The organism is Halomonas shengliensis (assembly GCF_900104135.1).
Taxonomy (GTDB): Bacteria; Pseudomonadota; Gammaproteobacteria; order Pseudomonadales; family Halomonadaceae; genus Halomonas; species Halomonas shengliensis.
Genome location: NZ_FNIV01000005.1, coordinates 61317 through 81789, shown reverse-complemented (window position 1 = coordinate 81789; position 20473 = coordinate 61317). Strand labels below are relative to the sequence as shown.

Sequence of the window (20473 nt, the reverse complement as noted above, 5' to 3'; positions counted from 1 at the left end):
CGCTACGCGGGCGGTCAGGCCTCGGCGATCAGGCCCTCGGTGATGTCGATCAGCACGCCGGGATAGATCTGGCTCTGGCTGATGGTGATCTGCGCGGTGGGGTTGCCCTGGGCGTCCTCCATGCCCACGGTGAGATCGGCCACCGCGGTACCGGCCACACTGCGCAGGCGCGCCCAGGTGGCCTGGCCCTCGCCGGTGGCCATCTGCTCGCTGAAGGCGCCCAGGGTCATCACGCCGTTCTCGATGCTCGCCTCCAGCGGGTAGGGGCACTCCACCACCGCCAGCTCGAGCTGGCCGGCGAGCGCTACATCGGCGCCCCCCGGCATCGGGTCGGCGTAGAGGGTCAGGGTGGCGCGGTTGCTGGCATCGGCCCCGGCATTGGCGGCATCGGCGATGGCCAGCAGCCGGGCGTTCTTCACGGCAAGGGCGAGATTCATGCGGGCACCTCCGGCTGGGCGTTGTCGGCGATCACGGCGTTGTAGGTACCGCTGTAGTCATGGGCCACCACGGTGAAACGCTTGGCCGGGTCCAGGTCGTCGAACTGGTAGTAGCCGGCGGCGTTGCTCCAGGTCTCGCGCACGATGCGCCCGGTGCGGCGCTCGAAGCAGCGCACCCGGCGCGAGACCGGCTGGCCATTCTGGTCGGTGGTGTTGCCACTGAGCCGGCCCTGGCGATCGGGCCGTGAGACCACGCCCGCCGGCGAGAGATGGCTTCCGCCGCTGCCATCGCGCTGATCGAACCACGCCGGCGGGGTAAGCAGGGCCGTGACGCCGTTCACGCCGCTGCGACCGGAGCGTGGGATAGCGGTGGGGTTCGGGATCGGGGTCGGGTGGGGGTTGTAGGCTGATAATGGAAAGGATGAAGGCAGCCCTCTTACAGCAAAATATGGGAATCTTAAAACATATAATCCACCAGCGGAAAGGGACTGCATTTCGGCGTCACTCAACCCAATATTATTGGTTACCAACTCATCTATCGAGCCTGAATAATAGAGCGCACCTCCGCCGTAACGTCCAATGTTCATAGGTTGGCTCGTGTGCAAAACAGAACTGGTCAACACACCAATTGCAACTTCAACTCCATTGACGAACAAACTGACATTAAGACCAGCACGACGAACACCTATATTAAATTTTTGGCCAGTAGGCACAGGATACGTCAACTCAAGATAGCTATTGGATGAGCCATTATAAAAAACACGACACCCAACTTCCCCACTTCTAACAAATAAATAGAACTCCCTGTTAGTGGTACCCTTATAGACCAAAGCTTGGTCACCTGCCGGAAGAGGTGAGTCAGGTTCTACAATGGCGTGAACGGTAAAATCCGCTGAACAGTCCAGCGCCTGCCCAGCGTCAATATAAGAGGCACCATCAAAATAGGCAGCTTTATTGTAAAATGATTCGACCAGCGAGACACCATACGAAACACCATCATAAATTCCATTCTCATCAATAACGACGCTGTTTTGAAGAGAATCAAATCGATAATGGCAACGCAGACCAGATTGAGGTGGCGAATAATCCGACACCGCATCACCATTTGAGTCGGGGGAGGTGTTAAGTGAATCTATCCCTGTTTCATTGAGTGCCTCGTCATACCCCCGCACATCCACCACATCGCACGGCAGCGCCTCGCTGCCGTCCGCCCTGGCGCCGATGGTCACCGGTACCGCCGGCCAGGTAACGGTCTCGGTCACCGTGGCCACGGCTTCATTGTCCAGGTACAGGGTCGCCTCGCCGTCGTTGTAGACCGGCACGGCGTGGTGGTACTCGCCGGGGTAGACGGTGACCTCTTGACTGGCGGCACCACCCACCAGCAAGCGGATCTTACCGGTCGCAGTCTGCTCAATGGCCAGGCCATCCGTGCCGTCGTGCTGGCCGATCAGGTGACCGGCGCCCTGCCTGGGGTGGAACCAGATCGGCAGGCTGACGGCGGTCTCGGTGGTGAACTGGATGACGGTGTCGAGGCGGCTGGTGGTGCCGTTGAGGCGGGCCTCCCCTCCCCCGTCGACCAGTTGGCTGGGCGCCCAGGTCACATCGATCGCGGTGCCGTGGGCACTGCCCTCGCTGTCGCGGGCGTTGCCGTCGAGCTTGTAGCGGGCAATCAGGCTCATGCCCCCACCTCCGGTATCCACTCATCCAGGCGCCAGGCCATCAGGCGTTCGGTGCCGGCGTAGCTGCGCGAGTCCATGGCCAGCCAGAACAGCACCGGCACGCCCTCGAGATCCGGCAGGTTATCGACCACCGCGCCGTGGTAGACGCTCGAGGTGTGCAGCGGCTGCAGCAGCCCCGGCAGGAAGCCGCGCAGGCTGCCCTGCTCCACCACCATCAGCTTGCCGGTGGCCACATAGAAGCCGTTGGTGGCGGGGTTGGGATAGGTGATCACCCCGTCGCCCAGGCGCGTGCCGATGCCGTAGAGCTGCCAGGGCACCTCGCCGGGAAGCTGCTGGTGGCCGCGCGCGATGCCGCGATAGTCGCTGCCCCCCAGCTCGGCGAAGGCGGTGTAGGACGAATCACTGGTATCCCACTCCCCGGTGGAGCTCTTGTCGCAACCGTTGACCAGGCAGTGGGCGGCATCGCCCGGGCGCACGGTCTCGATGTCGCCCCACACGAAGGCGGCCCGCTTGCCGGGCGTGGCGTAGCGCGGGATCCAGTAGAGCAGGTGGCCATCGGCGACCAGCAGCCACTCGGCGCTGGCGTAGCGGTGGCTGGCCGCCCACCAGTAGCTGGCCACACTGTCGAAGGTGTCGAAGTCGGTGAAGCTCTCGCAGATCCGCACGTTGGCGAAGTTGCCGTTCACGCCACTGTCACCGCTGTAGCCGGTGTTCTCGACCAGCAGCACATGGTCGGTGGCATCCGGGGCGGTGCGGCTCAGGGCGATCTTATGGTTGGTGGCGTCCTCGGCCTCGATGGTCCAGCCGCCGACCGGGGCGGCCTTGGCCTCCAGCGTGGCGCCGGTGGCGGGGCTGGTGGCCGGCGCGTACTCCGGCACAAACGAGAAGCTGCTCTCGGTCACGGCGGTGACGCGGTGCTCGCCATTGTAGGCGGCCTGGTCGGCGCCGCTGATCGCGACCACCTGCCACTTCGTGAAGCCGTGGCCGGTGCCGACATCGACGGTGACCTCGCCGGTGCCGGCGTCATAGGTCATGCCGGCGATGGGCGTGACGTTGAAGCCGGTGACCAGGCACGCCTTGAGCAGGCCGATGAAGTCGCCGGCGGCGGTGTCGCCCAGCGTGGGCGCGCCGCCCATGTCGCTGGTGAAGTGCTTGACGGGGAAGGCCATCAGGCGGGTCTCCTCGAAGTGGAATCAGGCGGGTGGCGATCAGGCGTCGACGTTGCCGCGCACCTGCACACGGAACCGGAAGTCGCCCCCGGGGCTGTCGCCCTGGAGCACGGTGCGGGCCAGCCACACCGGCAGATTGCAGCCGATGGTGTTGAACCTAAGCACGTTGCCGGCAGACCACCCCGAGCCCCAGCCGCCGGCGGGGATGCGGAAATAGGGCACGCCGGTGTTGGGGTTGTTGGGGGCGGTCTCGCTGTTGATGCTGAAGGTGCCGATCTGGCCCACGCTCTCGCCGACGATGTTGCCGCCGCTGGTCGAGGTGAAGCGCAGTGCCCAGCGCTCGGTGATGGCGCCGCGGTTGGTCACCTCCAGCGGGTAGGTGGTGGCGTTGTACTCGGCGCTGGTCTCGCTGCCGATCAGCGAATCGGACCAGACGTTGGTCCAGGTGCTCTGGTCGAACAGGTTGCTCCAGCGCGCTTGAAGGTCGCCGCCGATCAGCGCGGAGCTGACCAGGGTCTCCTCCGCCGGGTAGTCGTGGCTGAGCTGGCCGATCAGGGTGATCTGCCCGCCGATCTGCACGTCACTGATCAGCACCATGTCCTCGATGCGGTGCACGGCGTAGAGCGGTTCGGCAACGCCGGAGAGATCCGCGCCGGCGTCGAGGGCGAAGGTGCCGGCGTCGAGGTCGACCGAATAGTCCGCCTCCGGCAGCTTGTCGCCGTTGGCGTCCTCGACGTGGCCGAGCGCCAGGCGCGTGCGGCCAACGTCAAGCGTGTCGCCGGCGGTGGTGCCCAGCGGCCAGGCGGTCTTGGCGGTGTGGTGCACCACCGCCACCTGGGCGGGGCGGAAGATGGGCACCCTGCCATCGGGCGGCAGGCGCACCGGGTCCAGCCCCAGCAGCTCGGCATCCAGCGGCAGGCTGGTCAGCACCACGGTGTTGAAGCGCGCCGTGCTGGGCAGCACCGGCTCGGGCCGCCAGATCATGCCGTCCTCGACGTTAGCCGGGTCATACCAGGGTTCGTTCTTCTCCTCGGGCGTGAGCGTTGAATCGTCCACCAGCTCGCCGAAGCGGACCGAGGCCACGCCGGTGGTGTAGTCGACCTCGCCCTCGAGCTGGTCGCCGGTGATCGTGGCGTTGAACTGCGCCTGGCCCTGGAGCAGCTCGCCGCCCGCGGTGGTCGCCAGCAGGCTGAGCTCGCCCACCTGGATCGGCGAGCCCGGGGTGCGGAAGAACACGTCGTAGATCGTCCAGTTGCCCAGCACCGTGACCAGGCTGGTGATGCTGATCTGGTTGCTGCCGCTCGCGCCCCAGTCCTCCAGCACCACCTCGGCGGCGCTGTAGTCGATGGTGCCGCTATAGAGCCCGGCGCCGGTCTGCGGGTCAACATCGCGGTAGAGGCTGCCGTCTCGATCCAGGTAGGTGGCGCCGCGGAAGGTGAAGCGCAGCGTGCCGGGTACCACCTGATCCTGGATCAGCGGCAGCAGCGAGACGCGCAACGGGTTCGGGTTGCGCTGCACGCTGGCCTGGGTGCTGTTGACCACCTGCGGCTGCCAGCGGGCGATGACCGCGGAGCCACTGGGGAATTTGTCGGTGATGGTGCGTTCGTGCCACTCGGCTGGCCCATATCGACCATCACGCTCGTAGGACTGCACCTCGCTCTCCTCCAGCACCTTGGCGGTGACCAGGCCGGTGTCGTAGTCCACCGTGCCCTCGGCGCCGCTGATGCCGCCCACGCCATCGTCATACAGGCGCCGGGTGATCTGGGTCTGGCTCTCTCGAGTTTCCTCGCGGCGGTTAGGGAGGCTGGCCACACCCATATAGGTTGCCGACCCGCCGTTGGTATAGTCGCGGCGGGTGATGGTGAACTCCAGCCCCACGCTGCCCGGCTTGAGAGGTGCATCGGGTAGTTGCAGCTGCACAAAGCCGGCGCCATCCACGCTGGGGTTGAAGGTCGCGGTGTCGCTGGCACCGAATTCGTAGTCCACCACCACCAGGCTGTTGGCGTCCGGCCAGCTGCCATCATTGAACTCGATCCACACCAGGCCCGGGCGGTCGCCATTGACCTGATCCCGCCAGCCGTAGACCACCACGCCGGTGCCGCTGCCGGTCAGGTTGCCCTGGCCGTCGTCGGTGGCCTGAACTTCCACCTCGCCACTCATCCAGCGCACGGTGATCGAGCCCGGCACCACGCCGCCGTGGTCCAGCTCGAAGCGCAGCCCCGGGGTGGGGAACGGCACCTGGTAGCCGGCGCGGTCGCGGTAGTGGATCGGCGAGCCCCAGTAGACCAGGATCGCGGAGTCGACGTCGGGCAGCTCCTGCAGGGTGATGCTGAGCGAGCCGGTGGCGAAGTTCACCTGCCCGGTCCCCGATCCGGTCAACTCGCCGGTGCCGTTCTCGTCGCGCAGCTGGTACCACTTGCCCAGCGCGAGGAACTCCACCACCACGGTGCCGGGGGCCGGCAGCGGCTGCAGATTGCGGGTGTAGCTGTAGCCGCGGTTGTTGAGGCTCACCGGGATCTGCAGCGTCTCGCCCACCTGGGGGATCTCGTGGGTGATGCCGCCGCTCTGCACCGCCACCGCCACGTTGCCGCCCACATGCACATCCACCACCGGGCTCTCGCCCTGGGTGCTGGGCACGATGGGCTGGTACACGCTCTGCACCTGCACCTGGTTGCTGCCCAGGCTGGCAGCCATGGCCAGGCGGCTGAGGCCGAAGTAGCGGCTGGCATCGGCCACCTGGGTCATGCGGATGCGGGTATCCGGCTGGGTGCTGGTGGAGCGGGTGGGTTCGTGGCCGTGGAAGCGGGTAGTCAGCTCGGTGGAGATCCCCAGCGTCAGCACCTGGCGGGTGAAATCGCCGCTGCCGTCGGTGAAGATCTGGTCGTTACTCTCCACGCTGGTGATGCGGATGAACTGCTCATCGCCGGCATCGGCGCCCGCCTCGGTACGCAGCACCAGCACGTCGCCGATGTCCGGCGGGGTCTCGCCGGTGCGCAGGTAGGCCAGCACCTGGCGCTGGCCGGGCAGCTGGTCGCCATACAGGCGCAGGCGGCTGAGGGGCCCGGCCACCACATAGCCCTCGATGCGGTTGCGCGCCTCGGCACGTTGGTCGGTGGGCGAGCCGGTGGCGAACGCCAGCACGCTGACGTTGGGGTCGTCCGGGGCCTGGTCGACGATGACGTGGCTGCCGAAGTAGAAGGCGGTGTCGTCGGTTTCCACCCCGGCGAACACCTTGCGCAGGCTGGTGCGGCCATAGACGCGATCGAGATCCGAGACGTCGTTGAAGATCTCGTTGCTGAGGCCATCGGCGATCTCGGTGCCGGTGATGCGGCCGCCGCCGTCCTCGTTGTCCGTCATGCGCTCGGACTTGAGCAGCTTGATGTCGCCTTGCAGGATCGGCATGCGTTAAATCTCCATCAGCCGCAGAGTGATCAGGTAGGGGTGGGTGCCGTCCGGGTCGGCCAGGCGGTAGACCGGCACCGCCTCCAGCGGCTGGGTGCCGGCCAGGCGCCAGGCCACCGCGAAGGTGCGGCCGTGGTAGGCCAGGGCCAACGGCGCCGGTGTGTTGCCGGCGGCCACTGCCGCCGCGGCGTCATCCAGCAGGGCCTGCAGGGCCAGCACCTGGGCGCGCGGGTACCAGCTGGCCCCGTTGCTGGCCAGGGTGATCGGCCGGCCACTCTGGGCGGTGCTGTGGTGCACGATCAGCGCGCCGGAGAGGCTGCGCTGCTCGCTGGTGACCAGCGGCGCCCACTCGAACTCGTCGGGCCATTCCAGGTCCTCGGGCAACGCGATGGCGCTGCCCCCGGCAGGGGTCAGGGTGATCATGGGCTCTCGCTATCGGGGTGGCGTCAGTGGGTCGTGCGGCGGGCGTCGCGGCCCAGGGCATCGAGCAGCAGCTGCTCGTCGCGGTCGCTGTCGGCGGTGAGCTGGGCGGTGCCCTGCCCCGTCTCCAGGGTGATGCGCACCGCGCGGGTCGGCTGGGCGACCTGCTGGGCCGGACTGGCGATGGTGGGTTGGGCGATGCCGGCGGTAGCGCCCGGCGCCTGGCTCTCTTCCCTGATGGTCTGCATCTTCTGGCGGTGGATTTTCTCGGCCAACTCAAGCGCCTGCCGAGCGTCCATGATGGCCTGCTTATCCCCAAGCTCACGCGCCTGTTGCAACCTGGCCTGAAGCTCTTCTTCCTGCTCCAGGTAGCGCAGCTCCTGCACCTTGGCGTTATCGCCTTCGAGTCGAGCTAGCTCCTGCTGGAGACTGGACACGGTACCTTCCAGTGAGCCCCTCAGGCTTTCCACCTGACTGCGGATTCTATTCAGCGCGCCTTCAAGTTGGTTGAGCGTAGTTTCATCCAGCAGGTCGAAGCGCTCTTTCAGCTCTTCCGCCGACAGGTTCAGGTCGGAAATGGTGGCATTGCCAGCCTGGAGGCGCTCGAACAACTTCTCCGCCGCCACCCTCTGGTTGAGGAAGGCGATCTCAACTTGCTTGGCCTGGATGGCCATCTCGTAACTGAGCTTCAGGAACTTCGTGCTGTCTACGCCACGCCCCACCATGGCCAGCCGGAGCTTGGTTAGCTCTTCTCTGGCCTTAGCCAGGTTCTCGGTCATCGCCTCGAGACCATCGGGCTGCACATCGTAGCCACGCAGCGCCAGAAACATGTTCTTGGCGGCGGTGCTGTACTCGCCGAGCTTGGTCTTGAAGTACTCCAGGCGCTCGACAAGAACTTGAGCAAGCGACCAGGTCGCATTGCTGGCCTGTTCGGTACCCTCCAAGGCAGCCTGACCGAGCCCTTGCAAGTCTTCTGCAGCTTGGTCAGCCTTATCGCTGATTTCGCTGACACTCTCCGCGGCGCCCTCGGCATCTTCCTCGAGCTTCGCGAACATCTCGAGGAGTGGCTCATAAAGCGCCTTGGCGCTCTCATTGCCCGCATCGCGCATGGCCTCGACGACCGAGCGCAGCTTGTCCCTGGCTTCGGGGCCGAGCTGGGAAAACACCTCCGACATCGCCCGATTAAGCTGCTCCTTGGTGAAGTCGCCCTTCTCTACCAAGGTGGCAAAGCTGGCGATCATGCTGGCCTCTGCCTCGCTGATCCCAGTCTTCAGCTCCTGCATCGACATGCCGACGCCTTCGGCGGCTTCGGCCAATCGGTCGTATTCATTGCCCACGCTGCCGATGATCACGGCCATGTTACGGGCAACCAGGTCCAGCTCCTTCTGGCCGGACAGCGCCCGCTTGACGCTCTCGTCGGCGGAGTCGGCAATACCCGAGTAAGCGTCGGCGAGGCCCGAGACTTGCATCGACGCCTCGATGGCCGACTGGGCAATCCTGCCGTGGGCGGCAACCTGGCCCTCGGCACTCGCTTCAGCATCACCGAGCACGCCGAGTTGGCCCTTGCCGATCGTCTCGATAGCATCCAGCGCCCCGGCGGCCGAATCCTTGGTGAACCGGAACATCGTCTTCATGGCGTTCACGGTCGCCGCGGATTGCTCGCGCACCAGGGCCATGGTCTCGTCGGATACCAGCCCGAAGCGGTTCAGCAACTCCGTTGCCTGGCGCACGGTCTCCGTTACCCCACCCATGAAACCCAGGAAGGCGGTCACGATCGTCCCGCCCAAGGCCATGATGCTGTTGCCTACCGTTCGGAATGTCTGCCACAAGAGATTGGCAGTTCCGATGAGCACGGTGACCCCGCCCTGGATCACGTCCTTGTGCTTCAGGAAGGCCGTCGCCCAGTCGGCGCTGGCCTTGGTTACGCCAGCGAACGCCCGCACGATGTCGTCGATGATGCGCGGCTTATCCTCCAGCAGCTCATCGAATGCCTCGGCAACGCGCGTCAAGGAAGGCGCCACCGAAGCCGTCAGCTGATTCTTGAGCCCCCTGAGCCGGCCAGTGATACGCCCGATGGCCGACTCAGTTTCGACGAGATCGGCAATCTGCTCAGGCGTCATGATCGCGCCGACTTCATTCGCCTCACGAGCCAGGCGCCGCAGGGCTTCAGCGTTGTTGTCCAGAAGCGGCTGCAGCAGGCTGGCGTCATTGGCCAGACTCTCCAGCACGTTGACCTGCCCGGCCTTGGGGAGCTGCGACAGTGCTGAGGCGATCGCCAGTAACTGCTGATCGGGAGAAAGGTTGACCAGCTGCTCGATGCTCAAGCCCAACGCGTCGATGGCGTCCTTGGCCTCGCCGCCTCCATTCACATAGGCATCACCGATCTTGTCGGCCACGTCCTTGAGCAGGTCACCAGCCTTGTCAGCACCCAGCCCGAGGCGTTCGAACGCATACTGGAACTCCTGTAGCACCTGAGCGTTGACGCCGATGGCATCCGCCGTGTTCTGCACTTGCTGCGCAAGCTCGGCTTGGGCATTGGTGTAGCGAGTGATCCGCTCTACGGCCAGCGCCGCCGCAGCTGCGCCCGCTGCGATAGTCCAAGCGCCAAAGCGTTTAACGCCTTGGGCCAGCCGCCGCCCCAGTTGTCGCACGCCTCCTTCGGTGCGCCCGACTTCGTTGCGGTAGTCGCGCAGGGAGCGCTTCAGCCCGACTACTGATCGCTCCAGATCCTCGGATTCTCGATCAAGCCGTTGCTGTTCATCGGCCAGGTTGTCGACATCAATGCCGGCTGACTTGGCATCCTCGCCCAGCTCGGTGAGCGCCCTACCCTGGCGCTCGAAGGAGGTGCGGGCCTTGTCGGCGGCCTGCTCGGCGCGGTTCAGCTCCTTGCCCTGGCGAGCGAAGGCGCGCTCGCTCTCCTTGAGATCGCGATTGAGGTCGCGGCTCTCGTCGCGGTAGTCCTCCCAGCTTTGCTTGGCCTGGTCGACGCTCTGGCGTTGGTCCTGCAGCTCGTCGCGGATGCCGGAGAGGCTCTGCGCCTGCTGTTCATAGCTGCGCCGCGCCTGGTCGGCGGCGCCGCGGGCCTCGTCCAGCTGGCGGGCCTGCTCGGTGGTGGCCTCGCCGCTGGCCTCGATGGCCCGTTCGAGATCCTTGACCCGCTCCGCTGCATCGCGCCAGGCCTGGCGGGCGCCGGTGGTGCTCTGCTGCACGCCCTTGTATTGGGTCTGCAACGCCTTGAGCGCACGCTGCTGCTCACGATACGCCTGGCTGGCGGTATCGGCCTGCTCGGCGGCAGCCTGGGCGGCGCGGCGCTGGGCATCCACGCCCTGAGCGCTATCGTCATAGGCGCGGCGCAGGCGTTCGGCCTCGCCCACCGCCTCGCCCATGGCCTGCTCGGCCTCACTGACCTTGCCGCGAGTCTGCTCGAGTGAATCGATCAGCTTGCGCTGCTGGCCCAGAGAAGACATCGCCTCGTTGAGCTTCTCGACATCGGCGGAGGCCGCGGTGGTATCGCCGCCCAGTTCGTCGATCTCGGAGAGCAGCGCGCCGATGTCCTTGAGGCCATCGACGGCGGCGGTGATGCGCAGCTGAATATCGTTCGGGTTCGTGGCCATGGGTATCTTCCGGGCAGTAAAAAGCCCCGCCTAAGCGGGGCTTTATGATCTGAGCTGGCCTCTCGTATCGCGGAGGCTTACCCTCCGTAGGCGCGCATCTTGGTGACAATGCCACCGCAAAATGTGGCCTCAGGGCGTTCGGCCCGGATTGGGCCGCCCCAATACCAGGTCACACAACGACGACCACTCTCATCGATCTCCACAAGGCTCTCCCAGGGCGGTCCCCAGAGCTCCTGGACCTGGCTTTGGGTCATGCCTTTGGTGACGTTGCCATTCTCGAAGGCCTGCTGGATTCGATCTTGTTCATTCTGGTGAGCGCGAAGCTGCTTAGCTTCCTGGCGCTGTCGTTCGGCGCGCTCTTCCAGCCAATTACTGGTAGCTGCCGGGGCCTCGACTTCCGTGGAATTCATGGTCGAGACCGTACCAGATGGTTTGAAAGCCCCGCCCTCGCCCTCGCAAGGCATGCCTTGGAAGACAGTCTTCCCGCCTACCTCACATTTGTAAACCTCTGCCTGTGCCGGCCCAGCAGCCAGCAGCACCAGGGCAGCAGCTCCAATCCATTGCTTCATATCCCCTCCTCTCAGTTCCCTGAGTTAAAGGTTATATCTGGTGGCGCGGGCCCGCCAGCGCGGGCCCGCGCTGGGTCACACCTTCTTGTGCTTCTTCAGGCGATCGAGCTGGTCAGGGCGAACAGCGATCTCCTCGCCTTCCTTGTAGTCCTTGCCGCCGTGGGTGTGCGGCGCCTGCAGCTTGACCTTGATGAGGTCGCCGGCTTGTGCCTTGGTGTCAGTCATGACTTACGTCTCCATAGGGGCTGGCTTGCGCCCAGGGTGGCCCCGGGCGCACGCGGCTCAGGTGGTTAGTCGTACATGTCCATGGTGTACGGCGACTGCTTGCCTTCCAGGGTCACCAGCGAGCCGGTGAGCTGGCCGGTGATGAACTCGCGGCCCATCAGCTCGGTGGCCTGGTCGGAGGAGAGCACCACGCGGTCGATCTCGACGCGGCAGCGCTTGTTGGTGGCGAGATTGACGCCCTCCACCATCACGAAGCGCGGCTTGGAGATCTCGCTGGCACCGAGCACCCGGGTGCCGGTGGTGGCGTTGGTGTCGTAGTCGATGGTCACATCCACCGCGGCGGCGCTGGTGTTGGCGCGCACCAGGCCGGCGGCGTGGTCGATCTCGACATCCGCCGTGACGTCGGTGCTGCCGCTGGTCTCGGTGACGGTGACCGAGTTCTCGGCGAGGTTGGAGTGGGCCAGCTTGATCCACATGCCCTCGACCAGGGTGTGCGCCTCGGCGGTGATGGTGTCGGCCTGGTCATCGATGGCGATGGTGGTGCCGGCCAGGGCCTCGGCGAGCATCACGGCGGGCAGCGAGTCGAACTGGATGGTGAGGTTGGCCGCCTCGTTGGGCAGGTTCACCGCGTCCAGGGTCTGGCCGTAGGTGCTCTTCTTGTAGCTCTGCCGTTCGATGGTCTCGACGGTGTTGGGGGTGATGGTGAGCGAGGGCACGTTGATGGGGCCGGAGAGGGCGCCGACGTTGCCGTCCGAGTCGACCTCGCCCATGAAGACGTCGCCGGCCACGATGAGGCCGGTATCCTGATAGCCAGACATGGTTATCTCCTGCTGGTGTAGGTGATGGTAACGGGCAGGTAGATGGGCACGATGCGGCTGCCCAGCTCCGCATCGTCGAGGGCGACGACGCCCGTGGTGATCTCGACGGCGAGGCGATCTAGCTTGATCTTCTCGCCGGTGTACAGTGCGCGGTAGAGGTCATCGAGCAGCGCATCCTGCCGCTGACGTGCGCCGGCACCGCCGGCCAGATAGGCATCCACACGCAGGGTGCGCTCCTCCTGACGATCGCCGCCGGCCACCACGCTGGTGGCCTGGTTCTCCAGGTTGTGCACATGGAGGATTGGCAGCGTGGTGGTGTGGTCGAGCTTGACCTGGTGGCGCTCGCTCTCGATGTCGGCGATGTCGGTGTGGTATCCGTTGGCGATGCTGATGCCGGCGAGGCGCTCGATCAGCTTGTTCACCACCTGGGTGCTGGTCGGGGTGCTCATGAGCGTTTGGCCCACTCCTTGTTGAAGCGGTTGAGGAACTTGCCATCGACGCCGGTGGCGATCTCGTCACGCAGCTGATCATTGACCTGGTGGTTCCAGTGGTTCTTGAGGCCCCAGCCGGCGGCGCGGCGGATGCGGTCCTTGTTGCCCTTGCGCATGCGGGTCAGCGGTACCCCGCGGCCCTTGGGGTTGACGAAGCCCCACACGCGCATGCGCTGGCCGCCCTTGCGGACCCAGATGCTGGCCCGGGTGCCGGTGCTGTCCTGCACGCGGGTGTCGTACTGCCAGTGCTTGAAGCGCACCGGAGCGCGGCTGAGCTTGAGTTCGGCGAACGCGCGGCCCTCGCTGGCCTTGGCCTTGCTGATACGGATGCGCTTGCCGACCTCGCGTTGGTTGACGCGGCCATCCTCGCTGATGCGCTTGATCAGGGCCTTGCGGGTCTCGGCGGCCTGTTCGTTCACGGCGCCGACGATGGCGCGGCGAGTGGCAGCGGGCAGCGCCTCGAAGGCCTTCTTGCTCTCCGCCAGGCCGCCGACCTCGATGCCCTTGGGTAGCTTGCTGTTCCTGCCTCTCGCTCTTGCCATGTCATCAGCCCGGAATGGTGAATAGCTGCACGGTGATGCCGTCGTCGGTGCCCTCGACCTGGCCGACAACCTCGAGGCTGAGGCCGGCGATCTGGATCAGGTCGCCGGGCTCGGCCCAGGGCCAGGTCAGTTGCGGCTGGATCACCTCCACCAGGTGGCGCGGCTCGTTGGCCTGGCCGACGAAGACGTTCTCGCGCAGCAGGAAGGCCTCGATGCTGTAGCCGATGCCGGTGGTGAACGGCACGTAGCTGGCCGGCACGCCTTGCAGGCGGCGCGCGGCGATCTCCACCACGGTGCGCGCCGGGTCGATGGCCTCGATGATGAACAGCGCCCCGTCGCGGCGCTCGATCAGCTGGCCCACCTGCAGGCCGGCCCGTGGGCGCAGACGCACCAGGGTGGAGCCCGGGGCGCGGATGCCCTGCTGCTCGGTACGCCCGGCGCTCTTGGGCTCGACGAACTCGGCCCACACCTGGCCTACCTCGGGCCAGCTGGGCGGGTGGCCGTGGCGCGCCGAGCGCAGGGTGACGCGGTGGCGAAGGTTGCCGGCTCTCATGGGCTGCGCCTCAGACGTTGAAGTGCTGGTAGGGCCCGATCAGCGCCTCCACGGCCATCGGCAGCGAGGCGGTGATGGTGCCCACCACCACGCTTTCGCGGTTGGCGTACCAGGTGCCGATGATCAGCAGCATGGCGGTGGTCAGGTCGTCATCGAGGACCAGGGCATGCTCGTCGGTGACGTTGCCCTCGCTGTCCTTGGGGATCTCGGCCGCGGTGGCGTACAGCGTGCGCCCGGTCTTGTTCTCGACAAGGCGCCGGGCGGCATTGGCATAGGTTTCGAGGAGGGTGTCCTCCTCGGTCTCGTCCGGCTCGAGCCGGACGTGGCTCTTGATGATGTCCAGCTCGAGCATGGCGGTTACTCGTCGGTGGTCTCAGTGGCGGGCGGCTGCTCGGCGTCGGGCTTCTTGTCATCCGCCTTGGCCTTGCCGCCGGTCTTGGCCTTGCCGCTGCCCTCGCCGACCAGGGTGGCGACCTTGAGATGCTCGACCGCCACTTCGGCACAACGGTCGGAGACCTCCTGCTCGCCGACCTCGATCTCGACCACGCTCTTGCCGTCCGGCGAGAACGGGAACGCTTTCTCCACATTGATCTTGGGCATCGTCGTGCTCCGGTATCGGGTCTACGAAGGGGCGCCCGAAGGCGCCCCGCCGGTTAGATGCTGAGCGTCAGCGCCTTCACCGCCTGGGAGTCGGTGAGCATGCCGCCGACCCGCTTGGTGGTATAGAAGCCGACGTTCGGCTTGTTGGTGAACGGATCGCGCAGCACCCGGGTACCGATGCGATCGACGATGGTGTAAGCGCGCCGGAAGTCGCCGAACAGCACCGCGTTGGCATCCGCGGCCACGGCCGGCATGTCCTCGTTCTCGGTGACGGCGTAGCCCAGCAGGCTGGAGGGCTCGCCGGCCTCGATGCCCGGACGCCACAGGTAGTTGCCCTGGTCGTCCTTCATGGTGCGGACCTTGAACAGGGTCAGCATCGGCAGCATCCAGGTGGCGCCGGCGCGGTAGCCCTTCTTCAGGTTGTAGACCAGCTTGATCAGGTCATCGGGCACGAAGTCGCCGGCGGTGCCGGAGTGGATCTTCTGCAGGGTGCCGAAGGCGCGGCTGGCATCGCCGGCGGTGTCGAAGGCGTAGGACAGGATGCCCTTGGGCTTGTTGGTGCCGTCGCCGTTGAGGAAGGCAGCCCCCTCCTGCTCGGCGAACTCGCGGGCCACCTCGGCATTCAGCCAGGCCTCGGCATCGAAGAACACGTCGTCGAGGCTGGTCTGGGTGGCCTGCGGGTTGGCGTAGATCTCGCCCATGATGGCGGCGATCTGCGCCAGGGTCGGCGTATCAGTGGCTGGGCGAGCTGCCGCCTCACCGACCCAGCCGGACCCGGCGCCGCCGAGGTTGACCAGCTTCTTGTAGTCGGGGGTGCTGACGGTGATCTGCGAGCAGACCTGCCGCATCGGTGACTCGTCCTTGAGCAGCTCGAGGATGTTGCGGTCGAGCTCCTCCGGTACCGCATAGCCGCCATCGGCATCGGTGGTGGTGTTGAGCGCCTTCTGCTCGAGCTCGCGCAGGCCATCCTCGCGGCCCTTGCGGATGAAACTCTCGAATGCGGCCTTGTGCTCGGTGACCTCCTTCTTGCCGCCGGGCTTGTCGGGGCGGTTGGCCTCCTTCAGCGAGGCTTCCAGGTCGGCCTTGAGCTGGTCGAGCTCGGAGAGCTTGGCGTTCATTGCCTCGGTCTTCTCGGACAGGGCAGACTTCTCCTGCTCGACCGCCTCGAGGCGCTTGTCGTTGGTCGACTTGAACTCGTCGAACCGCTTGCCCAGCTCTTCGGCGACCTGGGCGACATCTTTCTGATCAACAGCCATGGGAGGCTCCTTATTTCATCCGGTCCAGAAGGGACTTGAGGTAGGAAAGCGCGTGTTCCGCCTCCGCATCTCGCGGCTGGATGGCGCTGTAACCAGAGGCCATGAAGGCCTTGGCCTGAGAACGAGAGAGCCCTACCTCGCGCAGGGCTTTCTCGAACTCGCTGGGGCGCGGCACTTCACCGCGCTCCAGGTAGGTCTTGACGTTTGAGATCCGCGCCTCGTCATTGGCGGGGAAGGTCACCAGAGAGACTTCCCAGAGGTCGACCTCCTTGAGCAGGAAGACGTCCTTGTCGCGGTCGAAGTCCCACTCCTTGAGCATGTAGCCGATGGACAGCCCGGTCAGACTGCCGGCCTTCATGTGGGCGTGGGCGCGCTTGGCGAGGGGGTCGTCGTCGACCAGCAGGCGACCCTTCACGTAGAGGCCGTTCTCGTCCTCGCGCATCTCGGTGTAGACGCCGATCGGCTCGTGCATGTTGTGCTGCCAGAGCATCGCCGGCAGGCGCTCCTTCTGCTGCCAGCGGCCGAGGCTGGCCTGGAAGGCGCCGGGCATCACCACGTCGTCGTAGCTGTCCTGGTTGCCGAATATCGAGCCGTACCCTTCGAACTCGCCGGCATCGTTGACGGCCTTGATCTTCAGCGGCGCGTCGAAGCGTTGCTTGGTGTTCATTGCTTGTCCTCGAGGTCGTGGTGGCGGCTCGGCTGGGCAAGGCCGCCCTGGATGGCCTGGCGCTGCAGCCGCAGGCTCAGTTTGCGGCGGCGGCGCTGTGCCTCCTGGTGGTCGTGCGCGGCGCGTTTACTCACGGTCGCCAGCCTCCGGCTTGGTGGTCATGTTGGTCGGCGTCAGGTAGATGTCGCCGCCCTCGCGCGGGTTGAGGTCCTCGAGATCGCGGCACTCGTTGGGGCTGAGAATCCCCCACTGGATACCCTTGCCGTAGGAGTCATAACGGGCCTTGAGGTCGCCGCGCTGCAGGGCGCCGGCGTTGAACTTGGCGTAGTAGCGGCCCTGGTCCTGCGGGCGCAGCAGGCCGACCTGGACGCGGTGTTCGATCCGCGTCAGGTACGGCACCAGCGAGTAGTTCACGAAGTTCATGCCCTGGTGCTCAATGTTCGAGAACGTGGCCTTCTCCATGTTGGCCACCAGGTGCGGCGGCACGCGGAAGATCGCGCAGATCTCGTCGCGCTGGAACTGGCGGGTCTGCAGGAACTGGCTGTCCTCGGCATTGAGCGAGATCGGCTTCCAGCTGAGGCCGCCCTCGAGGATCATCGGCTTATGGTTGTTGGCCAGGCCGCCGTGGCGCTCCTCGAAGTCCTTCTTCAGCCGGGCATAAGCCTTGTCGGTGAGGGTCTGCTCGGTGGAGAGCACACCGGTGGTCACCGCGCCATTGCGGAACAGCTGGGCGCCGTGCTCCTCGGTATCCAGCCCCAGGGCGATGGCCTCGCGGGCATAGGCCACCGGGTTGAGCCCGACCAGGCCGTCGAGGGTCATCAGCCGCACGTGCCAGATCTGGTCCTGGCCCAGCACGTCGGTGGAGCCGTCCGGAAACGTCACCCGGTAGACGGGGTTCCATTTCGAATCCAGCGAGGGCTGCACCGTGCCAGGGTCCATGGGCAGCAGCTCGGAAACCCGGCCGCCGAGCCCCTTGACCTTGTAGGCGTAGAAGTTGCCGCGCAGGCACAGGCAGGCCACCAGCAGCTCCCAGAACTCCTGAGCGGTCATGAAGTCGTTGGGCGCCACGTTCAACAGCCTGTACAGCGAGTGCCCGGTGGCCGGAAGCCGGGTGCCGTCGCCCTGCTCCATCAGCCGGCAGGGCAGCATGCCGACCGACTCGGAGAGCACGCGCACGCAGCCGAACACGGTAGTGAGCCGCATGGCCTGGCCGCCGGAGATCCGACGGCCGCTGACCGAGTCGTAGCTGACGCCGAGCTCTTCAGCGAGCGCCTGCGGCGTATCGATGGCCGTACTCTTGCGGCTGAATAGCTTGGCGAAAAGTTTCATCTATAGGGTCCGGATGCCGTGGTTTTCGAGGTGGTCGGAGAGGTCATCGTCCTGCGGCCCATCGGCCAAGACGGCCCGGCCCAGCGCCATGAGGATGGCGATGATGCCGTCGATCTTGTTCTCGGAGCGCTCCTTGCGCGGGTAGATGTTCTCCTTGGCGTCGACCTTGGCCACCACGTTGCTGGCCATCCAGGTCAGCACCGGGTCGCAGGCATGGCGCCAGCGGCCGGCGGTGATGGCCGCCTCCATCTCGCGCATCGGCGGGCTCATGTTCTGCACCGTGTTGCGGTACTCGACGATCTCGGCGCCGTCCTTCATCAGCTGGTGTGCCAGCTGAGTGGCACGCCAGGGGTCGTAGGCGATCTCCTCGATCTCGAAGCGCCCGGAGAGATCCATCAGGTCGTCGCGGATGATGTCGAAGTCGAGCTCCTCGCCATCGGTGGTGATCAGGTCGCCGGAGTTGATCCAGGATTCGTAGGCGGCCCGGTTGTTGCTGGCCCGCTCGATGGCCCCCTCCGGCAGATAGCTGCGCACGAAGGCGGTCCAGCGGGTCTTGCCAGCCTCGATCTCGTCACGGAACAGCAGCGCGATGGCGGCAATGTCAGTCTTGCTGGCTAGGTCCACGCCGATCCAGCAGGGCTTGCCCTCGAAGTGCTCCAGCGCCAGCGCCTCATCGCCGGCACTGTGCCAGTCCGCCATGTTCAGCCAAGCGGTGCGGGCCGAGACCCAGAGGTTGAGGTGCTTGGTAAGGAAGCTGTTCTGGCGGCTCGGGTAGCGCACCGCGTCGCGCTGAGCCTTGAGCAGGAACTCCTCGCTGACCGAGACCCCGAAGTTCGGGTTGGCCTTGCGTAGCGTCGATGAGTCCTGCCAGTCGTCACCCTCGTCGATGGTGTATATGGCGGCGAAAAGCTCGGGGTTGGGTACCGAACCGTCGAGCATCTGCTGGGCCTGGCGACGCTTGTCGTAGCAGGGCCCGGCCAGGTTGAAGCCCGCGGTGGTGATGATGAACATCAACGGCTGATCGCGGGCGCCCATGCCGGTCAGCATGGTGTCGTAGAGGTCCGGCGTCTGGTGCTCGTGGAACTCGTCGACCAGGGCGCAACTGGGCGAGCTACCGTCTCCGGGGTTGCCGATCAGCGGCTCGAGGCGGCTGCCGTCCTCGGGGATGCTGATATTCTTGGCCATCACCTCGATGCCGGCGGCGCTGATTAGCGCCGGGCTCTTGGTCAGCATCAGCTTGGCCGGGCGGAAAACCTCCCAGGCCTGCTTCTCGGTGGTGGCGCCACAGTAGACCTCGGCGCCGTATTCGCCATCGGCGGCCAGCATGTAGTTGGCGACCCCGGCGGCTATCACGCTCTTGCCGTTCTTCCGCGGCACCTCGATGTAGGCTTCTCGGTAACGGCGCTGGCCGGTCTTCTTGTGCAGCCATCCGAACAAGGCCGCGAACAGGAACCTCTGCCAGGGCTCCAGAATGATCAGGCGACGTTCGCGTGCCCACTTGCCCTTGGTATGCGGCAGCAGCTGGATGAAGTCACAGACTCGCTCGGCGGTGTCACGGTCGAAGCGGTACGGAAACGAGCGCGCCTTGGCCGCCTTCAGGTCATCGAGGTGACGCTTGCAGGCCAGCTTGACCCACTTGCAGGCGACGATTCGGCCACCCACCACGTCGCGGGCGTACTTGTTCGCGCTGTTGACGTTGGGATAGCTGGCCATTGAGTGTCATCGCTTCTTTCCGCCCAGCAGGTTCTTGAAGGGGTTCTCAGCATCCTTGGCGCCGGGCACGGCCAGGCGGGCGCGATCGGCAGGCGTCAGACCGAGGGCCGACCCACTCACTGTCATCTGGCGGTGCGCCTCGTTCTTCGCAGTCAGTGCGGGATTCTTGGAGATGCCACCCATGGCGGTCTCGACGGTCAGGCCGGTGCGGGCCACCTCCTCCACTGCAGCCCGCCAGGTGGCGTAGGCCTCGCAGTAAGTCTCGAGCACATGCAGGTCGGAGCCGGTCAGGATCTTGACCTTCACCAGCCAGGGCGCCAGCTCTCGCCAGGCAGCCTGGCCAATCGGGTCCATCCACTCCGGTGGCGCCGGCGCTTCGGTCAGCTCTTCGCCCTGGGGCTCGTCCTCGTTGACCTTGCGCTTGCCGGCGTTCCCCTGGACCGCCTTCAGATGGGTCGGCTTGGGCTTCCGGCCACTCTTGCTGGTGCCTGCCATGGCGCTACCTCCTGCGCAAGCCCTGAAATTTCATATTTCGCGGGTGTAAACAGACAGTGAAGGCGTGCGGTCGACCCCGCTCAGGTGGTAGAGATTGCATCCCCCCCTCCCCCTGCCAGGGCTAACGCTGACGGCCGCGTGCTGCCTCCTGCTGGGTCTTCGCCTGATGGCAGGACCGGCAGATAGCCTCGAGGTTGTCGAGCTTGTCGGTGCCTCCCTCGGCCTTATTGACGACGTGATCAACCATCGCGGCTGGCGCGGCTCGGCCTATCCTTTTGCATGGCTGACACAGCCACTGGTCTCTATCCATCACCAGGCTGCGCAGCTTGCGCCAGCGGCCACCATAGCCACGCTCGGTGCTGCTCTTGCCCTGGTGGTGACGCTGCCAGCCACTGTGCAGGTGCTCATGCTCGGGGCAGTAGCCGTGACGCTCGGTCGTCCTCTTCGGGCAGAGAGCAGCGCGGCAGGGGCGTGGTGAGCGTGCTGGCATGGAG

At 65.7% G+C, this 20473-nt stretch carries 21 protein-coding genes; all 21 read right to left on the bottom strand.

Annotated features, from left to right (window positions below; all coding sequences use genetic code 11):
* Window positions 1–14: 14 nt before the first annotated feature.
* Window positions 15–437: a hypothetical protein gene (locus BLP95_RS09030; RefSeq protein WP_089678416.1), complete on the bottom strand. Its 423-nt coding sequence runs from the start codon at window positions 435–437 to the stop codon at window positions 15–17.
* The gene (locus BLP95_RS09025; RefSeq protein WP_089678414.1) at window positions 434–2116 is read right to left on the bottom strand and encodes a LamG domain-containing protein; all 1683 of its coding nucleotides are present in this window, start codon (window positions 2114–2116) and stop codon (window positions 434–436) included. Before BLP95_RS09025 ends, BLP95_RS09030 begins: the two co-directional genes overlap by 4 nt.
* On the bottom strand, window positions 2113–3285 hold the full coding sequence (locus tag BLP95_RS09020; RefSeq protein WP_089678412.1) for a hypothetical protein: 1173 nt from the start codon (window positions 3283–3285) through the stop codon (window positions 2113–2115). The genes BLP95_RS09025 and BLP95_RS09020 overlap by 4 nt, the downstream gene beginning before the upstream one ends.
* A gap of 39 nt (window positions 3286–3324) precedes the next feature.
* Window positions 3325–6687, bottom strand: a complete 3363-nt coding sequence (locus tag BLP95_RS16870) for a hypothetical protein (protein ID WP_089678410.1) — start codon at window positions 6685–6687, stop codon at window positions 3325–3327.
* Window positions 6688–6690: 3 nt separating this feature from the next.
* Window positions 6691–7110 carry a hypothetical protein gene (locus BLP95_RS09010; RefSeq protein WP_089678408.1) on the bottom strand — a complete coding sequence of 140 codons (420 nt, stop codon included), beginning with the start codon at window positions 7108–7110 and terminating at the stop codon, window positions 6691–6693.
* A 23-nt stretch (window positions 7111–7133) separates the two neighbouring features.
* Window positions 7134–10721 (bottom strand): hypothetical protein, encoded by a 3588-nt coding sequence (locus BLP95_RS09005; RefSeq protein WP_089678407.1) that lies wholly within the window; start codon window positions 10719–10721, stop codon window positions 7134–7136.
* A 77-nt stretch (window positions 10722–10798) separates the two neighbouring features.
* Complete coding sequence (locus BLP95_RS16710) at window positions 10799–11290, bottom strand: DUF4124 domain-containing protein (protein WP_143004415.1); 492 nt, start codon at window positions 11288–11290, stop codon at window positions 10799–10801.
* Between the two features lie 75 nt (window positions 11291–11365).
* The gene (locus BLP95_RS16865; RefSeq protein WP_176760263.1) at window positions 11366–11515 is read right to left on the bottom strand and encodes a DUF7210 family protein; all 150 of its coding nucleotides are present in this window, start codon (window positions 11513–11515) and stop codon (window positions 11366–11368) included.
* Between the two features lie 65 nt (window positions 11516–11580).
* Window positions 11581–12333 (bottom strand): phage tail tube protein, encoded by a 753-nt coding sequence (locus BLP95_RS09000; RefSeq protein ID WP_089678405.1) that lies wholly within the window; start codon window positions 12331–12333, stop codon window positions 11581–11583.
* Window positions 12334–12335: 2 nt separating this feature from the next.
* Window positions 12336–12782 carry a hypothetical protein gene (locus tag BLP95_RS08995; protein WP_089678403.1) on the bottom strand — a complete coding sequence of 149 codons (447 nt, stop codon included), beginning with the start codon at window positions 12780–12782 and terminating at the stop codon, window positions 12336–12338.
* On the bottom strand, window positions 12779–13366 hold the full coding sequence (locus BLP95_RS08990) for a hypothetical protein (protein ID WP_089678400.1): 588 nt from the start codon (window positions 13364–13366) through the stop codon (window positions 12779–12781). The genes BLP95_RS08995 and BLP95_RS08990 overlap by 4 nt, the downstream gene beginning before the upstream one ends.
* Window positions 13367–13370: 4 nt before the next feature.
* Window positions 13371–13919: a phage head completion protein gene (locus BLP95_RS08985; protein WP_089678399.1), complete on the bottom strand. Its 549-nt coding sequence runs from the start codon at window positions 13917–13919 to the stop codon at window positions 13371–13373.
* Between the two features lie 10 nt (window positions 13920–13929).
* Window positions 13930–14271, bottom strand: a complete 342-nt coding sequence (locus BLP95_RS08980; protein ID WP_089678397.1) for a head-tail connector protein — start codon at window positions 14269–14271, stop codon at window positions 13930–13932.
* Between the two features lie 5 nt (window positions 14272–14276).
* The gene (locus tag BLP95_RS08975) at window positions 14277–14519 is read right to left on the bottom strand and encodes a hypothetical protein (protein ID WP_089678395.1); all 243 of its coding nucleotides are present in this window, start codon (window positions 14517–14519) and stop codon (window positions 14277–14279) included.
* A 53-nt stretch (window positions 14520–14572) separates the two neighbouring features.
* On the bottom strand, window positions 14573–15775 hold the full coding sequence (locus tag BLP95_RS08970) for a phage major capsid protein (protein ID WP_089678393.1): 1203 nt from the start codon (window positions 15773–15775) through the stop codon (window positions 14573–14575).
* Between the two features lie 10 nt (window positions 15776–15785).
* On the bottom strand, window positions 15786–16442 hold the full coding sequence (locus BLP95_RS08965) for an HK97 family phage prohead protease (RefSeq protein ID WP_089678391.1): 657 nt from the start codon (window positions 16440–16442) through the stop codon (window positions 15786–15788).
* A complete protein-coding gene (locus BLP95_RS16860; RefSeq protein ID WP_176760262.1) occupies window positions 16439–16576 on the bottom strand; it encodes a hypothetical protein in 138 nt (45 codons plus the stop codon). The genes BLP95_RS08965 and BLP95_RS16860 overlap by 4 nt, the downstream gene beginning before the upstream one ends.
* On the bottom strand, window positions 16569–17771 hold the full coding sequence (locus BLP95_RS08960) for a phage portal protein (RefSeq protein WP_089678389.1): 1203 nt from the start codon (window positions 17769–17771) through the stop codon (window positions 16569–16571). The genes BLP95_RS16860 and BLP95_RS08960 overlap by 8 nt, the downstream gene beginning before the upstream one ends.
* Entirely contained in the window at window positions 17772–19484 is a 1713-nt protein-coding gene (locus BLP95_RS08955) for a terminase large subunit (RefSeq protein ID WP_089678387.1), read from the bottom strand.
* 6 nt (window positions 19485–19490) lie between these two features.
* Entirely contained in the window at window positions 19491–19979 is a 489-nt protein-coding gene (locus BLP95_RS08950) for a phage terminase small subunit P27 family (protein WP_089678385.1), read from the bottom strand.
* Between the two features lie 121 nt (window positions 19980–20100).
* The gene (locus tag BLP95_RS08945) at window positions 20101–20469 is read right to left on the bottom strand and encodes an HNH endonuclease (RefSeq protein WP_089678383.1); all 369 of its coding nucleotides are present in this window, start codon (window positions 20467–20469) and stop codon (window positions 20101–20103) included.
* Window positions 20470–20473 lie beyond the last annotated feature (4 nt).